Source organism: Gillisia hiemivivida (genome assembly GCF_007997295.1).
GTDB classification, from domain to species: domain Bacteria; phylum Bacteroidota; class Bacteroidia; order Flavobacteriales; family Flavobacteriaceae; genus Gillisia; species Gillisia hiemivivida.
Genome location: NZ_VORY01000006.1, coordinates 24,173 through 43,334, shown reverse-complemented (window position 1 = coordinate 43,334; position 19,162 = coordinate 24,173). Strand labels below are relative to the sequence as shown.

Genomic DNA, 19,162 nt, shown 5'->3' with positions numbered 1-19,162 from the left:
AAAATATGATTCAGGTTAGTTTTTTTTCAATAATTATCACTGTATATTTATATTAAATTATATAATTAACAGAAATATAAAATATGAAAACAACTAGAGAAGAAGCAAAAGAAGAAAGTCATGATGAAGTTGTAAAAAACCTTAATGAACTTTTAGAGAAGAATTATGATGCGGAAAAAGGATTTAAAAAAGCATTAGAAAATGTGAAAAACCCTAGTTTAAGAAAGTTCTTCAAGAAGCAAGTAGTGATTAGAAATAGATTTAAAACCGAAATAGAAAAAGAATTACATGATTTAAATGCCCATCCAAAATTAAAAGATGGATATGAAACTGGGGTTATTCATCGCGTTTGGATAGATCTTAAAACTGCATTCTCTGGAAATGATGATGAAGCTGTGTTAGAAGAATGTTTAAGAGGCGAAAAAGCAAGTGCTAAAGAATATGAGGAAAAACTAAATAAAGGTCATTTTCCTCCGAGAGTTAGAACATTGCTTACTAGCCAATTACATGAAATTAAGAATACCATTTCTAGTGTAAAAAGATTGGAAGATATAGCAGACGATTAATTAATTTGGAATTTAATAGAAAAGCCAAAAAAAAATTATTTTGTGGCTTTTCTGTTTTTTAACCCTTTTGTCCGGTAAAATAGGGCTTAGCCTAAGTTATCCGTCAAGTATAGGATTTTTTAAAGATTCTGAACTCGAAGCTAATTATTTTTAAAAATTCAGCAAATTCACCCCTTCTGCATGCTTGATTATGTACAATAAAATAATCACCAATTACTTAAAATTTATCTAATATCTAAGAGCGGATAGTTCTAACATCCTAAACAGGAAACTAATTATTTTTAATATCATCTAGAAAATAATTACTGCTTTACAAAAATAACACTGGCTTTAGCACCTGTAAGTAAGTTCCATTCGTTAGAGGTAATTAATTCTCCCTGATCTCCGTAGATCTTGAAAGCTGCAGTATTTGGCCCGGAACTACCTTGATTAAGTGCTTCAATTTCTATATTGTTTAGTCCGCTTTCCAACTTCACTAAAATTGGTGTATAATTTGCCTGTAACTCTATTACAGACTCTATCATCTTACCATTCACATACACCCGCACTTTATCTCCATCTACATATTGGTAATCCCTACATAAAACTTCTACATAACTTCCTCCAGTTTTAAAATCTCCTAAATACTGGTCTTTTCTATACTCTTCACTAATTCTTTTATCCTCGGTCCATTTTTTTTCAATAAAATCTCCAGCAGTTAAAAGATCGTTTCCCGTTTTCATACTAAAAGTTTCTTTTTTTTCTGAAGGTAAATTGGAAGTTCTCTCTTTAGACTTAAAGAATGGATTGGTAGATTTTGTTGATGGAATAGCAGAACCTTCATTTGGAGGAGGAAAAGAAGTTCCTGCACGCTCAATAGGTGTAGACTTTACAGGTATCTCTTGGGAAAACCCGAGACTAGAACTAATAACAAGTAAGAAAAAAATATAATGAATTTTCATTTAATAAAAATAAGGAATTATTAGAAACTCTATAATATCAAAAATAGCACCACGAAATATAAAAATCAGATTTTATTGTGATGAATGAATAGCTTACTAATTATTCTGCTTAAATTTATCCAAAATCCATTCAATGCAAGTAAACAATCTAGGCGAACAACAATCTATCCTCAACAAATTTATTTCAGAATTAAGAGATGTATCAGTACAATCTGATAGAATGAGATTCCGGAGAAACATTGAGAGAATTGGTGAAGTTTTGGGTTATGAATTAAGTAAATCACTTTCCTATAATAACGTAGATATTAAAACCCCTTTAGGGACCTCTAAATGCAACATTCCAGAAGAAGACGTTGTGATATGTTCTATTCTAAGAGCGGGTTTGCCTTTACATCAAGGTTTGCTAAATTATTTTGACGGAGCTGAAAACACTTTTATTTCAGCTTATAGACATCAGGTCTCTGAAACTGAATTTGAAATTAAAGTAGAGTATTTAGCTTCCCCGTCTTTGGATAACAAAATTTTGATCTTAGCAGATCCTATGTTGGCTACCGGTAGATCTTTTGTGAATGTTTACAATGCATTAAAATCTATGGGAACTCCAAAAGAAATTCATTTGGCTTCAGTAATTGGTTCAGAACAAGGGATTGCACATATCGCTGAACATTTCCCTGAAGATACCAAGCTATGGATAGCAACGGTAGATAAGGAATTGAATGATAAAGGATATATTGTTCCTGGTTTAGGTGATGCAGGAGATCTGGCTTATGGTATTAAGCTTCAGCATTAGAAAGGATACCCAACAGCAAAGTTAAATATAGGCTCATCAAAAGCAAAGGTCCATCTCTCTCCTTCAGGCAGGAATGGAACTCTCATTGGAGCAGCTACGTCAAGTCTGATTACAAAATTCTGTATATCCACTCTTAAGCCAACTCCTGCACCGACCCCTAATTCACTTAAAAAATCCTTTCCGAATTTTCCTCCGGGTAAAGCTGGATTTTCTCTTGTTGTCCAAACATTTCCTGCATCAGCAAATACGGCTCCTTTCAGGAATGAAATAAGTGGGAATCTGTATTCTATATTTCCTTCTAACCTTAGATTTCCCGATTGGTCAAAATATGAGGTATTTTCTGTTTGCTCCGGTTCATAACTACCCGGTCCTAAAGACCTTATTCTAAATGCCCTAACACTATATGGCCCTCCAGAAAAATATTGTTTGCTAAAAGGCATAACGTCTGAGTTGCCAAAAGGAATTCCTAGTCCGGCAAATAACCTGGTTGCAATTTTTTGTTCCTTTCCAAAATTGAAATGATATCTTAAATCGGCATCAGCTTTTGCAAATTGGGCATATTTGAGTCCAAAGGCTGTTCGGCCTTCCTCCGCTTCTTTACTGAAGAGGCTCATGGTATTTCCGGCAGTCTCCATATTAGCGTTAAGATAAAACTGATGTGTCTTGCCTGCATCTATCATTCCATTATATGTAAAGGAATAGGTAAGCCCTGCAATAAATTCTTGCTGAAAACTGTTTCTTAAGAATACATTCTCATCCAGAATGTCTTCAAATTCCTGGGTTGTGTTGGCTAGCTTCACGTAATTTATTGAAACAGGATTCAACTCATGAGTGACAAATCTATTTGCATTCCAGAGATATCCAAACCTTCCTGAAACTGAGCCAATGCTATAAAGGTTGGTCCTTATAACATAGTCTCCACTCAAACTGATCTTGGTTTTTGGGATAGAATATTCAAACCAGTCGTCATTTATGGATATTGGAAATAACAATCTTGGATATATAAGATCTGCCTGCAATCCCACCAGCGTGCTGGAAATTGTTTCCAGATCGCTCCCGGTTACCTGAACTTCATAACCAAACTTACCTGTTAGGTTCAAAATTTCACCTCCATGGAAAAGGTTTCTGTTAGAATAGGTCAAAGCCAAATGAGGCCCTATAAAATCATTAGATTTTGTAACCCCCTGTAATTCAGCACGAAAAGCTCTTTTGTTTAAAGGGGATAAGAATATATTTGCCTCAAGAATACCCAGGCTATCTCCCAATGTTTCTACCTCATCATACTTTATATTTACAAACTTATAAGCTCCTATGGAGGCTAATCTTCTACTGGTGTTCCTGGAAGCTGAGGGATCATAAAATCCCCCCTCATTGATCAATATATATGGATCCAGTCTTTTAGGTTTGAAAAATTCTTCGGCCTGGATATAATTTTTACCATCAAACCTTACCGTATCCTGTGCAATTGAATCATTTCCTAATACATAATTGGGGTAAATATTAACTTTAGAAATTTTATAGGGAATGATAGCTTTTTCAGGAACATCCTTTTTCAGACGAAGAAAAAGATCGAATTTTTTATTCACATATTGGTTGGTATCCGCTTCAAAGATTAAGAAACCGGCATTGAAATTATAATATCCATCCTGCAATAGTTTCCTTTCCAAGCGTTCCCGCTCCAGTTTTAATAAACTCAAATCGAAGCGCATACCTTCTTCAATGGGTGATTCAGGCAGGTACTCCCCAATTCTTTTATAGATCTTTAGAGAATCTGTATCTAACTTATATTTTTCCAGAGTATAAGGTTCTTTCATATTCACTTCGTATTCTACAGAAGCTAATTTTTCTTCTTCATTTTCTATAATGGTGGAGCTTGCAGTACTGTAAAAAAACCCACTATTCTCCATCCGGTTAATCAATAATTCTTCCCGGAAGTTAGGGTCAACATCTGAAAGATAAACAGGTTCCTCGCCCAATTTTTTATTTAAGAACTTATTTATAAATCCCGGATTTTCTTGTTGCGCTTTATAATGAAAATATAGTTTAGGTCGCATCCCAAGAAATTTACTGTTGGGTTCTGGCAGTAATAATGATACCAGTCGTGCTACCACTACATCATATTTGCTATTCTTTGCAATGCTGTCCTGAACTTTCAATTTGGCCCCTGAGTAAAGTAATTTGTCTTCTGGAATGAATTTTTCCACACTACATCCCTGCAATATTACAAGGAAAATGATTCCTGTAAAAAAAGGTAAATATGAATTTTTTAGCATGAGTTTCTATTATCTTTTAATCTTCATCGGTAGTAGTTTCCCCTTTGAAAAGAAGGCTGTCCCACAATTCCTGAAACTTATTAAATTCTTTGGTAAAAATGAAGGCAATTCCGCTTACAATAAGCTGCCCGTCTATTACATTTTCAAATTCATTTCTTCGGAAAAACTGTATCCGGAACCTTCCATCTTCGGTTAATAGATAGGCAATACTCACATTTCCAATCAACGGAGTTCCCTCTCCTTCCACAGGACTGCTACCCTGGATGTCTACATCACTTCCCACCCTTACTACAAGCCTGTCATCAAGAAGTGTTTTTTGGGCAGCAACATTCAGCTGGGTCCTTTCTGTAGGGCTTGACCCTTGATAATCTGTAAAACTGTCAACACCAAAATCCAGTTCAATTCCTGAATCACCTAAAATATTTTCAGCAAAAACATTTAATTGGTCTGAGATAGCATCATTGATATTGTCCCTTGCTATACCTGCGGCACCACCACCTCCCGAACCATCTGAAATGGATTCTGGGAAGAAACGATTTAGCACCAAAAGTGAAAAAACCTGTTTATTAAGCTCTTGTTCCTGACTATTAAGCTGCTGAATCCTTCCGTAAACAGCACCACCAACTGCTCCCTGTTCGCTTTCTGGCATATCAAGATTGAATGAAATCTTAGGTTGCAACAATTCCCCGTCAATATTTAGATAAACAAAGAATGGAAGCTCTTGCCTGAATTTTCCTTGAACCGAAGCATCTGCACCCGTAGTTTGAGCGGCCATTAAGGAGGAAGCTGAAGTCTCCACATTATAAACTGCCCGTAAATCAAGATCTGCATCAAAAATATCACCTGACCAGGTAACCTTACTTCCATCAACTAAATTAAACCTTCTCTTTACAAGGCCGTATAGGCTCATTTCATAGAAACCGTCATTAATTTCATAGATTCCGGTAAGAGTAGTTCTTCCGTTAGGATAAACATCAAAATTCAACTCCCCTTCCCCCTGGACCTGAAATTTGTCTCCGGTTTCTTCATCCAGAACTATACTTAGCACTGCCCCTTCGCTAATATTCAATAGCGCACTTATATCATATCCAGAGATATTCACAGTTTCTTCAGCTGTATTTTTGGTTAAAATAGCGTCAGGGTTCTCACGGTTTACAAAAATTACAACGCCATCCCTTTCTTGTAGCATCAATTCATCTTCAGGAATTATGTAAGTAAAGTTGGTTTTAGGATCAACATTTAATTTTAGATCCAGTACCGGAATATTTAAATTCCCCGATAAAGAGGCTGTAACATCCAAAATTGCAGTACCATAATATAATTTATTGTCTTCGGCTGTTGAATTGAGCACCTGGAAGTTTTGAGCTTCAAATTCCAAATCAAAAGAAGGATTTATAAAACTTTCTGTCAAAACACTTCCATCTACAATAAATGAATTGCCGGTAGCATCATTTACAGTGAAGGAGTCAAAATATATCCCGTCATTGTTTAGGCTTAAGGTTTGATTGTTAATCTTAAAAGGAGCATCCAGAGTAGCTACTGTAAAAGCAGCATTATTGAAAGTAAACGAGCCTTCATAATCTGGCTCAGCCAATGATCCCGAGACATTCATATTTCCAGAAATACTTCCATCTCCCTGGGTTATAGCTTCATCTGTAAATCCTTCCAGAGCTTCCACTTTTAGCTCATTTAAAATTAGATTTAAATCTATTTCAGCAGCTCCTCCAACTGCAGTATAACTTCCTGTTAAATCCAGATTGGCTGCTCCGCCTTGAAGTCCCATAACAACATCATAGGTTTGCAGGCCTTCTGCTTCAGCTTCCAAATTAAGAGTTCCTAAAGGCACTCCCTTAACATTGAATTCATTTATCTGAAGATCTGCAAGTAATCCATTATTAACAAATGGTTCTTCAATTATGAAATTCCCATTCAAGTTTCCCGTAGCCAAAGTGTCTTCGGGATTTAGATAGTTTAGTAGGGTTGCTAGTTCAAAATTTTTGAATTGTATCCCGACATGTTCTCTTTCTACATCAGCAATTTTATCACTTATTTCGATTAATTGGTTATTTCTGCTCAATCTGAAATCATTGAATTCAGCATATTTATCTTTAAAGAAAGCTTCATTGGTGGCCGGTATATTCCATTCCTCATAATTTAATATAAGATCCTTAGGGAACAGATGAACTTTAAATGTATCACCTTCCTTGGAAATTTCAGAAGCTACATGAACCATAACTTTATCGTTATGAAAAGAGGTGAAATCCAGGTACAAATTTTGATTTTCTATAGAGCCATCTATTATAGTTTCCTTAATGGCAAGAGGTCCTGCATTTAATTCCTGAAATCCTAATCCGAAAACAAAGACGTCCTTATTAGTGTCAAGCCTGAAAGTCAAACTATCAATTTCAGTACCTGCGTAGTTAATATGCGGCAGTTCTATAGACGCAGATAAATTCCTGTCTTTTTCATTGAAATCTACTTTTATTGCAACCGTATCCAATTCTGTAAGATCAGCGAAAAATACTTCATTTAAAAGCGGTGATTCATTGATATTTGCTCTTAACTCAAGTTTTACAGGATCCTGAATTGTATCTGTACGTGTCCCTTCAACGAGATAACTTTCATAGTGGTCATAAAGAGCAGAACTAAAATCTGTCGGGCTGGCATTAGATCTTAATTTTAAAATGATAATATTATTATCAATGCTAACAGCTGTGGTATCTGTTCCTACAAATGCATCGATCTCCATATTTCCTAACTGGTAAGGAGCGTCATCATACACAAAAACTCCATCAGATATCACTGATACCAGTTCAAAATTTTCAGTATTTCCTTCAAAAGTTGCATCCAGGTTAAAAGCGGCCCTTACATTTTTTTCCATTATTCCCAGCGCCTGAAGATCAGCTCCTATTACATCCAGTTCTGCATTTACTTTTGGAGCAACTGAGTCCAGGGAAACATAAGCTTTAAGATCTGCATTGAGATTTTTGTCTTTATAAGAAGAAGTGATTAAACCTTTCCCATCTTCAAGTTCTCCCTGCAGAGAAATATTTTCAAATACATAATCATTAAACTCAAATTTTGCAATGGTAGCTTCCAATGTGGCATCTAATTGATTGACATTGTCCCCAGATCCGGATGTTTTTAAATTGAAGTCTAAGCTTCCTAATTGATCATTTCCCAAAAGGTTCCCCAGCTGAAGATCTTCTACTTCAAGATCAGCATTATAAACCAATCCTTCAAGACTTGAGAAATTACCGTTCAGTTTAATGTTTCCTTCAGAAGTTCGCAAGAAAGCATTTGTGGAAATATCCTCAGGATTGCCTTTTAAGCTTCCATTTAGTGATATCCGTTCGGGTATTTTGATGCCAAGATCTTCCTCTTTTATGAGCTTCTGAAGATCTGATCTTCTGGAAGATAGTTTGATGCTAGGAAAGTCAAATCTTAAGTTTTCCGGATCCAGAGAATTTTGAACTGTTCCACTTGCAGATAAAGAAGTATTAGCACCCCAGTTGAAATCTGCAGAAGAAATTTCCAATGAAGAAAGACTACCATCAATTTTCAGATTACCAGAAATTGGTTTTTCGCTTAAGGCGACTAAATATTCATTTTTCTTAAGTTCAGGCTGAAATGGAAAGATATCTTTCAGATGAATATCGATTTCAGAAAACTCTCCTTCTATACTAACCTTTTCCGGAGAATTAATTAATTGCTGCAGGGAGTCATAATTCAGGCTTAAGTTTCCGTGGAGTTCATTCTCATTTAATTTAAAATCCAGGCTTTCAAGTACCAGTATATCTTCAGTGATTTCCAGATCAAAATTAAACTGATTTAAAGCTAGTCCTGATGCTGTTTTAAAATTGAATTTTTTTAAATGCATTCCTGCAGCTTCCTCTTTCAGCAGAATATTTTCAGCTTTAAAATCAAGGTCCTTTAGCACAACTGCATTGGGATCAAATTTACCTTCCACCACTTCTGCTCCATCAACAAAATAACTAAAATCTATATTTTCCAAGGCAACTGCTTCCACATTTACTTTCCATATGGGCCATTCAAAGTTCGGAGATTCGTCATTAGATGTATTTTGTGTTGTAGCTTCTGTACTTGTACTGTCTATAACGGTAGTGGTCAGTTCTAATAGGATATCAGAATTCACAAGAGCAACTTCCTTTATATCTATTATGCTTTGGTCTAAATTTATTTCTCCAGAATCACCTGTAAAATTTCCTATTTCCACAACAGTAGAAAGACCATCAGGTTCTGAAGAATAATCAGCAAAAACATTTTTTAAAACAATATTGTCTACTTTAATAAATGGAAGAGCAGCTGTATCTTCTGTTTCCGGGGGAGGAAAAGGTTTTGTTTGTGTGTATTTAAAATTGGTATTTTCAAGCTCGGCCTTAGAGATATGGAACCTCATGTTTTCAAGATCCGTTTCTTCCATTTCCACTTCCAACCGATCAAGTATTAATTTGCTGTTGATTCCGCCAACATCATCATTGAAACTAACATTTAAATTGGAAAAATTAAGATCTCCCAGACTGATTTGCATAGGAGCAGCGGCAGTGTCCTGAGGAGCTGCTGTAGTATCTGCAGTGGCATATGCATCTACAATAAATTGGTAATTGAAACCGCTAACACTGTCATTTCTAACAATGTTTGCCACAACTCCTTCCCATTCCAGGAAATCAATAGAAATTCCTTTTCCACGAATGATGGGTATGAGCGGAATATCTGCTTCTAAATATTTAGAGTAAATCAAGGTATCGCCTTGTTTATCTTCAATAAATAAGCCTTTTAGAAGAATATTTCCGTCAAAGGTTATAAAGAGTTTTTCGATATCAACATTGGTACCTGTAGTTTTTTCAATAGAAGAGACAACTTTATCGACAATGATTCCCTGACCCCAAGGACTGCGGACGAAAAGTAAAATAGCAATTACCAGAATAAGCAGACTCAAAAATATCCAGCCTACTACCCTTAAAAATTTATTTTTATTTTTCTTCTTCTTTTCTTCGTTTTCCAATTCTCTTTGTGCTTGAACTTCAAATTTAATTGATAAAGAGAGTATAATAAAGGATAGGGCTCTTTAATTTAAAATATTCATTTATAAATTTTTGTTAAAGAAGTTCATTTTATTCAAAATCCAGGCTTGATAGTAGCGGATTTATTTTAAAATCAATTTTCCTAAAATCTCAATACTAAAGGAAAAAATAGACCGAAAATCGTAGAACAAATTAATATATTCCAGGATGTGGCATAGCACTATACCAACTTCTAGGGCAAATATTCTTCTAGTTCTGTGGTAATTATTCCCACTTAATTTATGATTTCCACAGAAATGATTGCTTTAATATGTTCGTAGATTCTATAAAAAAGGACTTTTTAAGGCCCCGGCTTGGACTTAGATTATTTCTTAGATAACTGAATATTAACTGCTTAAACTAATATAAACTTAGCTTTAAAAGAAGTCTCTGTTAATAAATTAGATTGTAGCACATGCACTGGCACTGTTATCGCAAAGAGAAGCGATAGGGTCTTAGTAAAAATAAGAATATAATTTATCATCAAATAATCGAGGACCTTTAAATCAAAATTTATAATATGAAAAAAACAGTATTAGTAACCGTATTGTCTGTAGCAATGTTCAGCTCATGTGTGTCTAAGAAAAAATATGTAGCACTGGAAACTGAATTGTCTAACACTCAAAGTAATTTGCAGCGTACTGCAATGGAAAAAGAAGAGGCGCAGGCAAAATTAGATGCTATTGAATCTCGTGTTGCAGATTACAATGCGAAGATCAATTCTTTAAAAGAATCTAATGATGAAAAAATGGAGATGAACGATCTTACCGTGATGTCCAATAAAACAAAACAACAAATGAGAGCTACTTTAGCAAAAGTAGATCAAACTGAATTAAGCAAAGCAACTACTCTGGAAGATTCAATCAATCTTGCAGTTTCTTATAATTTAAAGAAATCCATCACCGATGATTCAGAAAGTGATGATGTTCAAATTACCGTAGATAAAACAGTAGTGATGATAAATGTATCTGACAAGCTGCTTTTTAGAAGTGGTAGTTACAGATTGAATAACAAAGCTGATGGGTTGATGAAAAAATTAGCAGAAGTTATTAATTCTGAACCTAGTATGGAAGTTATGGTAGAAGGTCATACAGATTCTCAAACTATGGTACCCGGATCTCATATTCAAGACAACTGGGATTTAAGTGTTAGAAGATCAACTTCTATTGTAAGAGAGCTACAAGATAAGTATAATGTAGATCCTTCCAAATTAATTGCATCTGGAAGAAGTAGTTATGCACCTTTAGTAGAGAATTCTGACAAAGAAAATATGGCTAAAAATAGAAGAACGAGAATAGTTATTATTCCTAATCTTGATAAATTCTTTGCAATGATGGATTCTGCTGAGTAATTATAGATCCATTTATATAAAAAGGCCTAACACAAATTTGTGTTAGGCCTTTTTAATTTTTGTGTAATTATAAAAATTATACAGCAGAAAGAATTTCAACCTTTTTAATAGTTGGTGGCTCACTTAATAATTCTGAAGCTTTTTCCATAAGCGCTGAAGCTATCTCACCATTTAAATGTGCTTCTCTTCCAGATTCTTTTTCAAAAGTATCAAAGATCCCAAAAGTAGATTCATCTATTTTAAACGAATACCAAGTTATTGTTTTCTCCTCTTTTCTCGCCAAATTAACAGCTTCTTTAATAAAGTTGGAAACTTCCATTTCTTTCCCTTTTTTGGCTTTTAAAGTAGCTAGTAATCCTAAGTTTTTCATGTTTATATTTTTTAATTAGTTCGTTTTTTGAGCTTATTTCTTAAGAAAGTAATGATCCAAGGCATATTTACCACTTCCCACTATCACTATAAATATATAAACTACTAAATATATTAAGGCCAATTCTTTAGTTTGAAAAGGATCTTCCGCATGGATAACAAAAAATGCAAAGGCCATAGTAAACAAAAGAATAAATGCAGCCAATCTGGTAGCCAGACCAAAAGCTATAAGCAAAGAGCAAATAACTTCAGCAAAAACTACGAGAGTTAGCGTAGCGGTTTGCCCAATTCCAAAAGGATCTGCAAAGGAAATTTCTTGAGACCCAAAAAGCATTATTAATTTCGGAATTCCATGACTAAGCATTAATGCTGCAATTGCAATTCTCAAAAACAGCAGTCCGTAATCTACGGCTGGAAGTTGTAAACTTGTAGTGTAAGTCTTATTCATAGTTTATAAAATTAAGAGGAAAAGTTACAAAATATATGTTATCCCCAGATAATTATAACTAACCAGTATAAATATACCTTAATTCCGCTTTAGAAATAGGAGGTTCAAGAATTGTAAGAATAATTCCTACAATTAACATTCCTCTAAATTCCTCTCTAAAATCTAATTTCCTACTGAAAACGTGGGATTTAGTGTTAAAAATTGATGATTTCAAATCAAAAAATTAAAACAAAATGTTAAACTTTTACGCTGTTTGTCGATTTTAACGTGTATTTCGTCGGTAATGAGATGCGGTTTTTTATATTTGAGTACCTACTTATTTATATGCTTTATACTATGAAAAACATTCACACACTTATCGGAATTTTAACATTGTGTTTTTCTAGTATGAGTTTTGCTCAAGCCACCGCAACTTTTAATGCCTCGGTTACAATTATTCAACCAATTGGAATAACTACAACTTCAGATCTTAAATTTGCAAACGTAGATGCTAAAAATGGTGGAGAAATAACTCTTAGTCCTAATAGTACAAGAACAACTTCTGGTGATGTAGCATTATCTGATGGTGGGATAGTTTCTGCAGCATCTTTCGAGATCACTGGGGAATCTGGTTATACATATGCGGTAAGCTTACCTGGTGATAACTATGTGCTATCTAATGGAAGTGAAACTATGGAGATAAATAATTTCACTACAGATTTTAATAGTGATAATACACTTACTGCAGGATCACAGAAAATTAATGTTGGGGCCACTCTTAAAGTAAATCCTAATCAGACTCCAGGAAACTATGTTAACCAAGGTGGATTTAATGTTACTGTGAACTACAACTAATATATATCCTTTACTTACAATATATTTCCCTCCTACATATTATTACTTCAACCCATTCTTACGTCTTCTAAATTAAAAAAGACAGTTCATTTTTAAACTAAATTCTTGTTTTAACAAAAAATGGGAAAATAAAAGTTCCATTTTGGATCGTTTTAACTTAGAAAGCAACAATTCTAAAGAATTATCCTCTCAGAAATTTCTCCAATGCATTATTATTTATGCATTTCGTCGATAAAAATGTGTATTGTAACGAGTATTTAAGGTTTTTTGTTACTGCTATATTTAAAATACTCCATATTTGCGGGGATATAATGAACAACCCCAAACTTACCTATATATGAAAAAAATTACTTTTATCTTATTCGCTCTTATTACAGGAACAACTTTCGCACAACGTGAAGCTGAAGGAACGGCTACAGTTAATGCTTTAATTGTTTCACCAATTACAATAAGTACTACTGATAATATAGATTTTGGAAAAATTGTTAGAACTACTGTTGGTGGAGTTGTTGAAATACCAACAAATGGAGATGCGAGAACAATACCTGGTGCTATGGATATTACTTCTACTTCAAATGCTGCTACTTTTACTGTTACTGCAGAAGAAAATACTACTTACGGTGTTTCAATTCCACAGTTGACTTTGAAAAATACCGTTGATGATAGTAAAACAATGATCGTCGATTTCACTCATAGTTTAAGTGAAGGTAATAATACCTCAAGCGGAAATACAGCTGGAACATTTGTAGTAGGTGGTAAACTTACTGTAGGTGGAGATCAGTTTGCGGGAAGTTATGATGGTACTGCTACTGTAACTGTTTCATACGAGTAAGAAATATATCTTAAAAATAAATAAGACGCCGCCCCTTTGGCGGCGTTTTTGTAGTTTACAATTTTGTCTAATCTGCTTAATTATTTATTCATATGCGAAACTGTTTATTCTTCCTTTTACTAAGTTTAAGCTCGCACGTTATAATTGCGCAAGCCTCAGCTTCTGCTATCGTAAATAGCAGGGCAACGGTAATAGATCCAATACAGATAGATAAAACGGTGGATCTGGATTTTGGCAATGTAATTAGTGCCTATAATCCGGGACAAGTGATTCTCTCACCAGATGGTTCCAGAGTTGCTTACGGGGTTCAAATTTCTAATTCTATGCCAGGGAATGTAACACCTGCTGAGGCTGTTATAACCCACGGAAATAATAATTATTCGATTACATTACCAGAAAGCTTTCTGTTATACAACCAAGAAAATCCAAATCAGGTGATTCGAATAGATCAATTTACAGTTGCACCTCAGGAAGGTGCTTTAATGGATATTATCAGGATCGGCGGAACACTAAATCTGGAAGCCAATCAATTATCTGGTTTTTATACTAATTCTGCAGGTTTTAATGTTACGGTATCCTATAATTAATTTTAAGTTTTCTTTAACAAGTTGATTCTTATTCATTAACTTTGGAACCAGCGTGCTAACCTAAAAAATCCATCCCCAAGGATATGATAACAAAATTACTTAGTCCCCTAGCCTTATTTTTAATCTTAATTTCTTCCGGAATTGCAACATACGCGCAGGGCGATCTTATGGTCATGCCAAAGCGACTGGTGTTTGAAGGATCTGAACGCTCCCAGGAAATCAACCTTGCCAATACCGGAAGTGATACTGCAGTGTACGCAATCTCATTTATAAATTATAAAATGACCGAAAGCGGAAACTTCGAACAGGTGGAAGAGCCGGAAGATGGTCAGCGCTTTGCTACAGATTTTTTGAGATATTTTCCGAGAAGAGTTGTTCTTGCTCCCAAGGAGGCCCAGACTGTTCGTGTTCAGTTGACCCGGACTGGAAATCTAGAGCCAGGTGAGTATCGCTCTCACGTTTACTTTAGAGCTGTTGAGGAACAAATTGCTCTTGGTGCTGAAGAAGCGGAAGATAGCGAAGGAATTTCCATCAATATTAAAACTGTCTTCGGGATTAGTATTCCTGTGATTATCCGCGAAGGGGAATCTACAACCGCAATTAACTTAACAGATATTACGCTGGATACCGAAGCTGAAAATCCAAAGTTATCTTTGGTAATCAATCGCTCCGGAAACATGTCGGTCTATGGAAATTTAACTGCTACACATATTGCCTTAGATGGCACTGAAACGGAAGTTGGGATGGTAAAAGGTGTTTCAGTTTATACGCCTAATTCCAAAAGAAGTTTCAGTTTTGAACTTAGAAATGCAGCAGAAGTAGATTTAAGCAAAGGTAAATTGAACATCACCTACAAAACAGAAGACGGAAAAGTATTGGGAGAATCTCAATTCAACCTGAACTAAATTGCAAGGATGGTAAAAAACTACTCTTTAACCAAAATATCACATAATTTTAAGAGAGATAATACTTTTATATCATTACTCTTTTTATTTGTTTTTCTTGTAGTTTCTATAAATATTCAAGCACAAGGCCAAGGACAACCATCTATAGGCACTCCCATTCTTAATGGAACACCAGTTTGTGGTGGCTCTACGGTTGAAGTTAGGTTTACTGTAACAGATGGAAATGGTAATGGAAATGGTAATGATAATAAAAGGTTTAAAGCCAGCACAAGCTATAGCGTTTATATCATACCTAGTGATGGGACTTCAGTTTTAAACAATACATTTTCAGGTTATGATGAGAATAACCTTGACCCACAATTAGTCACTTTAAGTGTGCCAATATCAAATAATAGCAACTCCTATCCTACTAGTAGAGATTATAAAATAAGAGTTGAGAGTTCAAATCCTTATGCAGTTTCTGAACTATCTGATCCATTTATGATTAATAACACTCCTACTCCTAAGCCTACAGTTTCAAACAACGGCCCTGTTTGCATTGGTTCAACATTGAATTTATTCGCTTCAACTGCTGTCAATTGGAATCTACCTGCTGTTACGGGGCCAACTTACAATTGGACTGGTCCAAATGATTTTAATTCCACACTACAAAATCCATCACTAACAAATGCAAGTGTAGCAATGGCTGGAACCTATACGGTTACTAGTACCGTGAATGGTTGTACCAGTGTTGTTGCAAGCACTAATGTGATTGTCAATGCACCCACAGTTTCAAACAATGGCCCTGTTTGCGCTGGTTTAACATTGAATTTATTTGCTTCAACTGTTGCGGGTGCAACTTACAATTGGACAGGTCCAAATGGTTTTGCTTCTACACTACAAAATCCATCATTTACAAATGCAAGTGCAGCAATGACTGGAACCTATACGGTTACTAGTACTGTGAATGGTTGTACAAGTGCTGGTGCAAGCACTAATATTATTGTGAATGCGATTCCAATAATTACTGACACTTCACCGGGATCGAGATGTGGAACAGGAACAGTTGTTCTAGGAGCCGTAGCTTCGTCAGGAACAATTAATTGGTACGCCGCAGCATCAGGTGGGTCAAGTTTAGGAACGGGTACGACTTTCACAACGCCAAGTATTTCATCAAACAAAACTTATTATGTTGATGCGACTTCAAATGCTTGTACTACAGGTTCAAGAACTGCTGTCGTGGCAACGGTTAATCCCATTCCCACAATTACAGGATCAACACCAGGATCACGATGTGGACCAGGAGCAGTTAGTTTAGGAGCCACAGCTTCTGCTGGAACAATTAATTGGTACGCCACAGCATCAGGTGGGTCAAGTTTAGGAACAGGTACGACTTTCACAACGCCAAGTGTTTCATCTAGCACCACCTTTTACGTTGATGCGACTGTAATAGCATCAAGCTGCACCACAGCAACTAGAACAGCTGTGATTGCTACGATAAAACCAATTCCATCAGCACCTGTTGCTGGTAGTAATAGTCCGGTATGTGCAGGAGGAAGTATTAATTTAACAGCGAGTTTCATTACAGGTGCGACTTATTCCTGGACAGGTCCAAATGGTTTTAATTCCACCCTACAAAATCCATCACTTACAAATGCAAGTGCAGCAATGGGTGGAACCTATACGGTTACTAGTACCATGAATGGTTGTACCAGTGTTGATGCAAGCACTAATATTATTATAAATGCATCCTTTATCTGGACAGGAAATACCAATTCAGACTGGAATACAGCCTCCAACTGGACCTGTAATTCTATTCCGAATCTCAACTTGGATGCTATAATTCCGGGTGGTCTCACAAATTACCCTATTTTAAACTCCGGAGCAATTGGAATGGCTAAAGCTATTCAGATTAATAGCGGAGCGACTTTAACAATAATTGACAACACATTACAAATAGCCGGTTCGGTTTTAAATAGCGGAATTTTTAATTCTTTAAATGGAAGCGTGGCCTTTGTGGGAGCTGCAGTACAATCGATTCCCTCTAACGTATTTTTTAATAACAGGATCAGCAACCTGATCATAAATAATCCGGCCGGAGTCAGTTCTTCGGGAAATCTTGAAATAACAGGCTTCCTTAGAGTAGAAAGCGGAAACTTCAATACAGGAAATGCGCTCACACTTATTTCGAATCCAACCCAAACCGCCCTGATTGAAGGCTCCGGAAACGGCCAGGTTGTTGGATTAGTGAGAATGCAACGTTATCTCGATAAAGCTTTTGGATATAAATATTTCAGTTCCCCATTCCAAAATTCTGTAGTTGGCGATTTTGCTCCATATATGGATTTCAGTGATCCAATTAGTGACTTTCCCAACTTTTACCGATATAATGAAAACAGAAATATTAATATAAATGATACACTTCGATATGCCACAGGCTGGGTAGTTCATTCAGGGAATCTAAATATTGCCGAGGGTTATGCTCTTAATTTTGGACCTTCCACAGCTGCGCAAACTATAGAATTAATTGGTGAAGTAAACAACGGAACCATTCCCGTGCGTCAATTATTGAATCACCATCGCGAATACACCAAAGGTTTTCATTTGGTAGGAAATCCTTACCCCTCACCTATCGATTGGAATGCAAACAATGGTTGGACCAGGACGAATATAGATGATGCTATTCATTTTTTTAGTGCCAGTGATAACGATCAATATACCGGGAGTTATACCTCGTTTGTAAATAATGTTTCTACCGGAAATAACACCACAAATTCATCTCCAAATATTATCCCTTCTATGCAAGGCTTTTTTATTAAAGTGAGCGATTCTGATGCAGAAGACTTAGTTACAGGAACTTTTGGAATGGATAATAAGGTAAGAATAAACGATTTTAATCAAGAGTTTTTTAGAGCTAGCGAGGTTTATTTAAAACAGCTGATTAGACTTGAGGCCAACTTTAAGACTGAAAACAAAAATGATGCGCTCGTTATCTATTTTTCACCTTATGCTACCCAAAATTTTGAAAAGGAAATGGATGCTCATAAATTGATGAATACAGATCCTTCGGTTCCGAGTTTTTATAATATTACTGAAAACCAAAAAACACTGGCCATTAATGCAATCCCCTACCCTGAAAGTAAAAGCTATAGAAAGATTCCGCTAGGCATCAAAACCGATCAAAGCGGGGAAATGAAGATCAACCTGGCTTCAGTAGAAAATCTGAATTCAAGTTTCAATATTTACCTTATAGATCACGAAAAAAGTAAAGGCCAAAACCTTAGAAATAATCCTGAATATACTTTCAGTATAAAAGAGGGAATGCATAATTCCAGGTTCGAATTAATGTTCTCTGAAGAAGAAGTTACAAGTCCGGCTATCGCGTTTAATGAGCCATTCGATGTAGCAGTTGAAGATGGGAGTGTTGTGGTAAGTCTTAATTTGGAAGAAAATGAGGTAGGAATTATAAGAGCAAGTACGGTTAATGGTCAAATTATTCAAACAAAAGAGGCCGGTGGAAAAGACCGTGTGATTTTTGATGGCATTACCAGTAATGGGGTTTATATCATAAACCTACAAGTTGGGAAAGCCCAACATGCTAAAAAAGTTTTAATCAAAAAATAAGAAAACACAATGTACAGTTTCCGTTTTTGTAAGAAATATTTTTGGTTATTGCCATTTATGTTTTCAGTAATAGAAGTTAGTGCTCAGGAGAACCCTCCTATCCCAATAGAAGTTGAAGTAAGAGCAGAACAATTTTTAAACTTCGGAGCTTTTACCGTAGGAACTAACGGAGGTACTGTAAGAGTTACCTCTAACGGTACTAGAATAGCAAATAATGATATTTACCTTATGAATATGGGGGCAACCCATACATTCGCCATATTTGATGTTTACGCCAACCCTGGAACTATTATTCAAATTCAACCTCATTTAGAAACTACTCTCAGCGGCCCTTCTGGGAGTGATGTAAGACTTAGGGTAGATATTTATCAGGATGTTAGTACTGGTCCTACTTTTATTGTTACTAAATCTCCAAAGGAAGTTATTGTAGGTGGCAGTTTACATATTGATAGCCAGGCTGCAGGACCTCCTGGCTCATACAATGGTAATTTACATCTAACTTTTATTCATCAATAGCAAGCACTCCCCCATTAATGCGCATAAAATTCCGCTCTTTTTCAACTGAGTTTACCAAAAAAC

Annotated in this window: 14 protein-coding genes; 9 read left to right on the top strand and 5 right to left on the bottom strand. The window is 35.6% G+C overall.

Features of this window, described 5'->3' with window-relative positions:
• Positions 1 to 83: 83 nt before the first annotated feature.
• Positions 84 to 566, top strand: coding sequence for a ferritin-like domain-containing protein (locus tag ES724_RS07310; RefSeq protein WP_146931576.1), 483 nt, complete (start codon positions 84 to 86; stop codon positions 564 to 566).
• Positions 567 to 868: 302 nt separating this feature from the next.
• Here the strand turns inward: ES724_RS07310 and ES724_RS07305 are convergent, their stop codons facing one another.
• Positions 869 to 1,507, bottom strand: a complete 639-nt coding sequence (locus tag ES724_RS07305) for a hypothetical protein (protein ID WP_146931574.1) — start codon at positions 1,505 to 1,507, stop codon at positions 869 to 871.
• Between the two features lie 133 nt (positions 1,508 to 1,640).
• On the opposite strand from ES724_RS07305, the gene upp reads away from it, so the two are divergent.
• Entirely contained in the window at positions 1,641 to 2,297 is a 657-nt protein-coding gene (upp, locus tag ES724_RS07300; protein WP_146931572.1) for a uracil phosphoribosyltransferase, read from the top strand.
• Here upp and tamL read toward each other — a convergent pair.
• Together tamL and ES724_RS07290 are read right to left on the bottom strand one after the other, a co-directional pair.
• Positions 2,294 to 4,570: a translocation and assembly module lipoprotein TamL gene (gene tamL / locus ES724_RS07295; RefSeq protein ID WP_146931570.1), complete on the bottom strand. Its 2,277-nt coding sequence runs from the start codon at positions 4,568 to 4,570 to the stop codon at positions 2,294 to 2,296. The genes upp and tamL overlap by 4 nt on opposite strands.
• 16 nt (positions 4,571 to 4,586) lie before the next feature.
• The gene (locus tag ES724_RS07290; protein WP_246136840.1) at positions 4,587 to 9,596 is read right to left on the bottom strand and encodes a translocation/assembly module TamB domain-containing protein; all 5,010 of its coding nucleotides are present in this window, start codon (positions 9,594 to 9,596) and stop codon (positions 4,587 to 4,589) included.
• Between the two features lie 578 nt (positions 9,597 to 10,174).
• Here ES724_RS07290 and ES724_RS07285 point away from each other — a divergent pair.
• A complete protein-coding gene (locus tag ES724_RS07285) occupies positions 10,175 to 11,005 on the top strand; it encodes an OmpA/MotB family protein (protein WP_146931566.1) in 831 nt (276 codons plus the stop codon).
• Between the two features lie 76 nt (positions 11,006 to 11,081).
• On the opposite strand, the gene ES724_RS07280 is transcribed toward ES724_RS07285, so the two are convergent.
• Both ES724_RS07280 and ES724_RS07275 read right to left on the bottom strand, forming a co-directional pair.
• On the bottom strand, positions 11,082 to 11,375 hold the full coding sequence (locus ES724_RS07280) for a putative quinol monooxygenase (protein ID WP_211362751.1): 294 nt from the start codon (positions 11,373 to 11,375) through the stop codon (positions 11,082 to 11,084).
• Positions 11,376 to 11,408: 33 nt separating this feature from the next.
• A complete protein-coding gene (locus tag ES724_RS07275; protein WP_146931560.1) occupies positions 11,409 to 11,822 on the bottom strand; it encodes a DoxX family protein in 414 nt (137 codons plus the stop codon).
• 336 nt (positions 11,823 to 12,158) lie between these two features.
• Here ES724_RS07275 and ES724_RS07270 point away from each other — a divergent pair, with 336 nt between their 5' ends.
• The 6 genes from ES724_RS07270 (at position 12,159) to ES724_RS07245 (ending at position 19,099) form a co-directional block, all read left to right on the top strand.
• Positions 12,159 to 12,656 (top strand): DUF4402 domain-containing protein, encoded by a 498-nt coding sequence (locus tag ES724_RS07270; protein ID WP_146931557.1) that lies wholly within the window; start codon positions 12,159 to 12,161, stop codon positions 12,654 to 12,656.
• 337 nt (positions 12,657 to 12,993) lie between these two features.
• Positions 12,994 to 13,488, top strand: coding sequence for a DUF4402 domain-containing protein (locus ES724_RS07265; RefSeq protein ID WP_146931554.1), 495 nt, complete (start codon positions 12,994 to 12,996; stop codon positions 13,486 to 13,488).
• Positions 13,489 to 13,580: 92 nt separating this feature from the next.
• Entirely contained in the window at positions 13,581 to 14,075 is a 495-nt protein-coding gene (locus ES724_RS07260) for a DUF4402 domain-containing protein (RefSeq protein WP_146931551.1), read from the top strand.
• 83 nt (positions 14,076 to 14,158) lie between these two features.
• Positions 14,159 to 14,980 carry a fimbrial biogenesis chaperone gene (locus ES724_RS07255; protein ID WP_146931549.1) on the top strand — a complete coding sequence of 274 codons (822 nt, stop codon included), beginning with the start codon at positions 14,159 to 14,161 and terminating at the stop codon, positions 14,978 to 14,980.
• A gap of 9 nt (positions 14,981 to 14,989) precedes the next feature.
• Positions 14,990 to 18,583 carry an Ig-like domain-containing protein gene (locus ES724_RS07250; RefSeq protein ID WP_146931546.1) on the top strand — a complete coding sequence of 1,198 codons (3,594 nt, stop codon included), beginning with the start codon at positions 14,990 to 14,992 and terminating at the stop codon, positions 18,581 to 18,583.
• Between the two features lie 9 nt (positions 18,584 to 18,592).
• Positions 18,593 to 19,099, top strand: coding sequence for a DUF4402 domain-containing protein (locus tag ES724_RS07245; protein WP_146931543.1), 507 nt, complete (start codon positions 18,593 to 18,595; stop codon positions 19,097 to 19,099).
• The last annotated feature ends 63 nt before the right edge of the window (positions 19,100 to 19,162 follow it).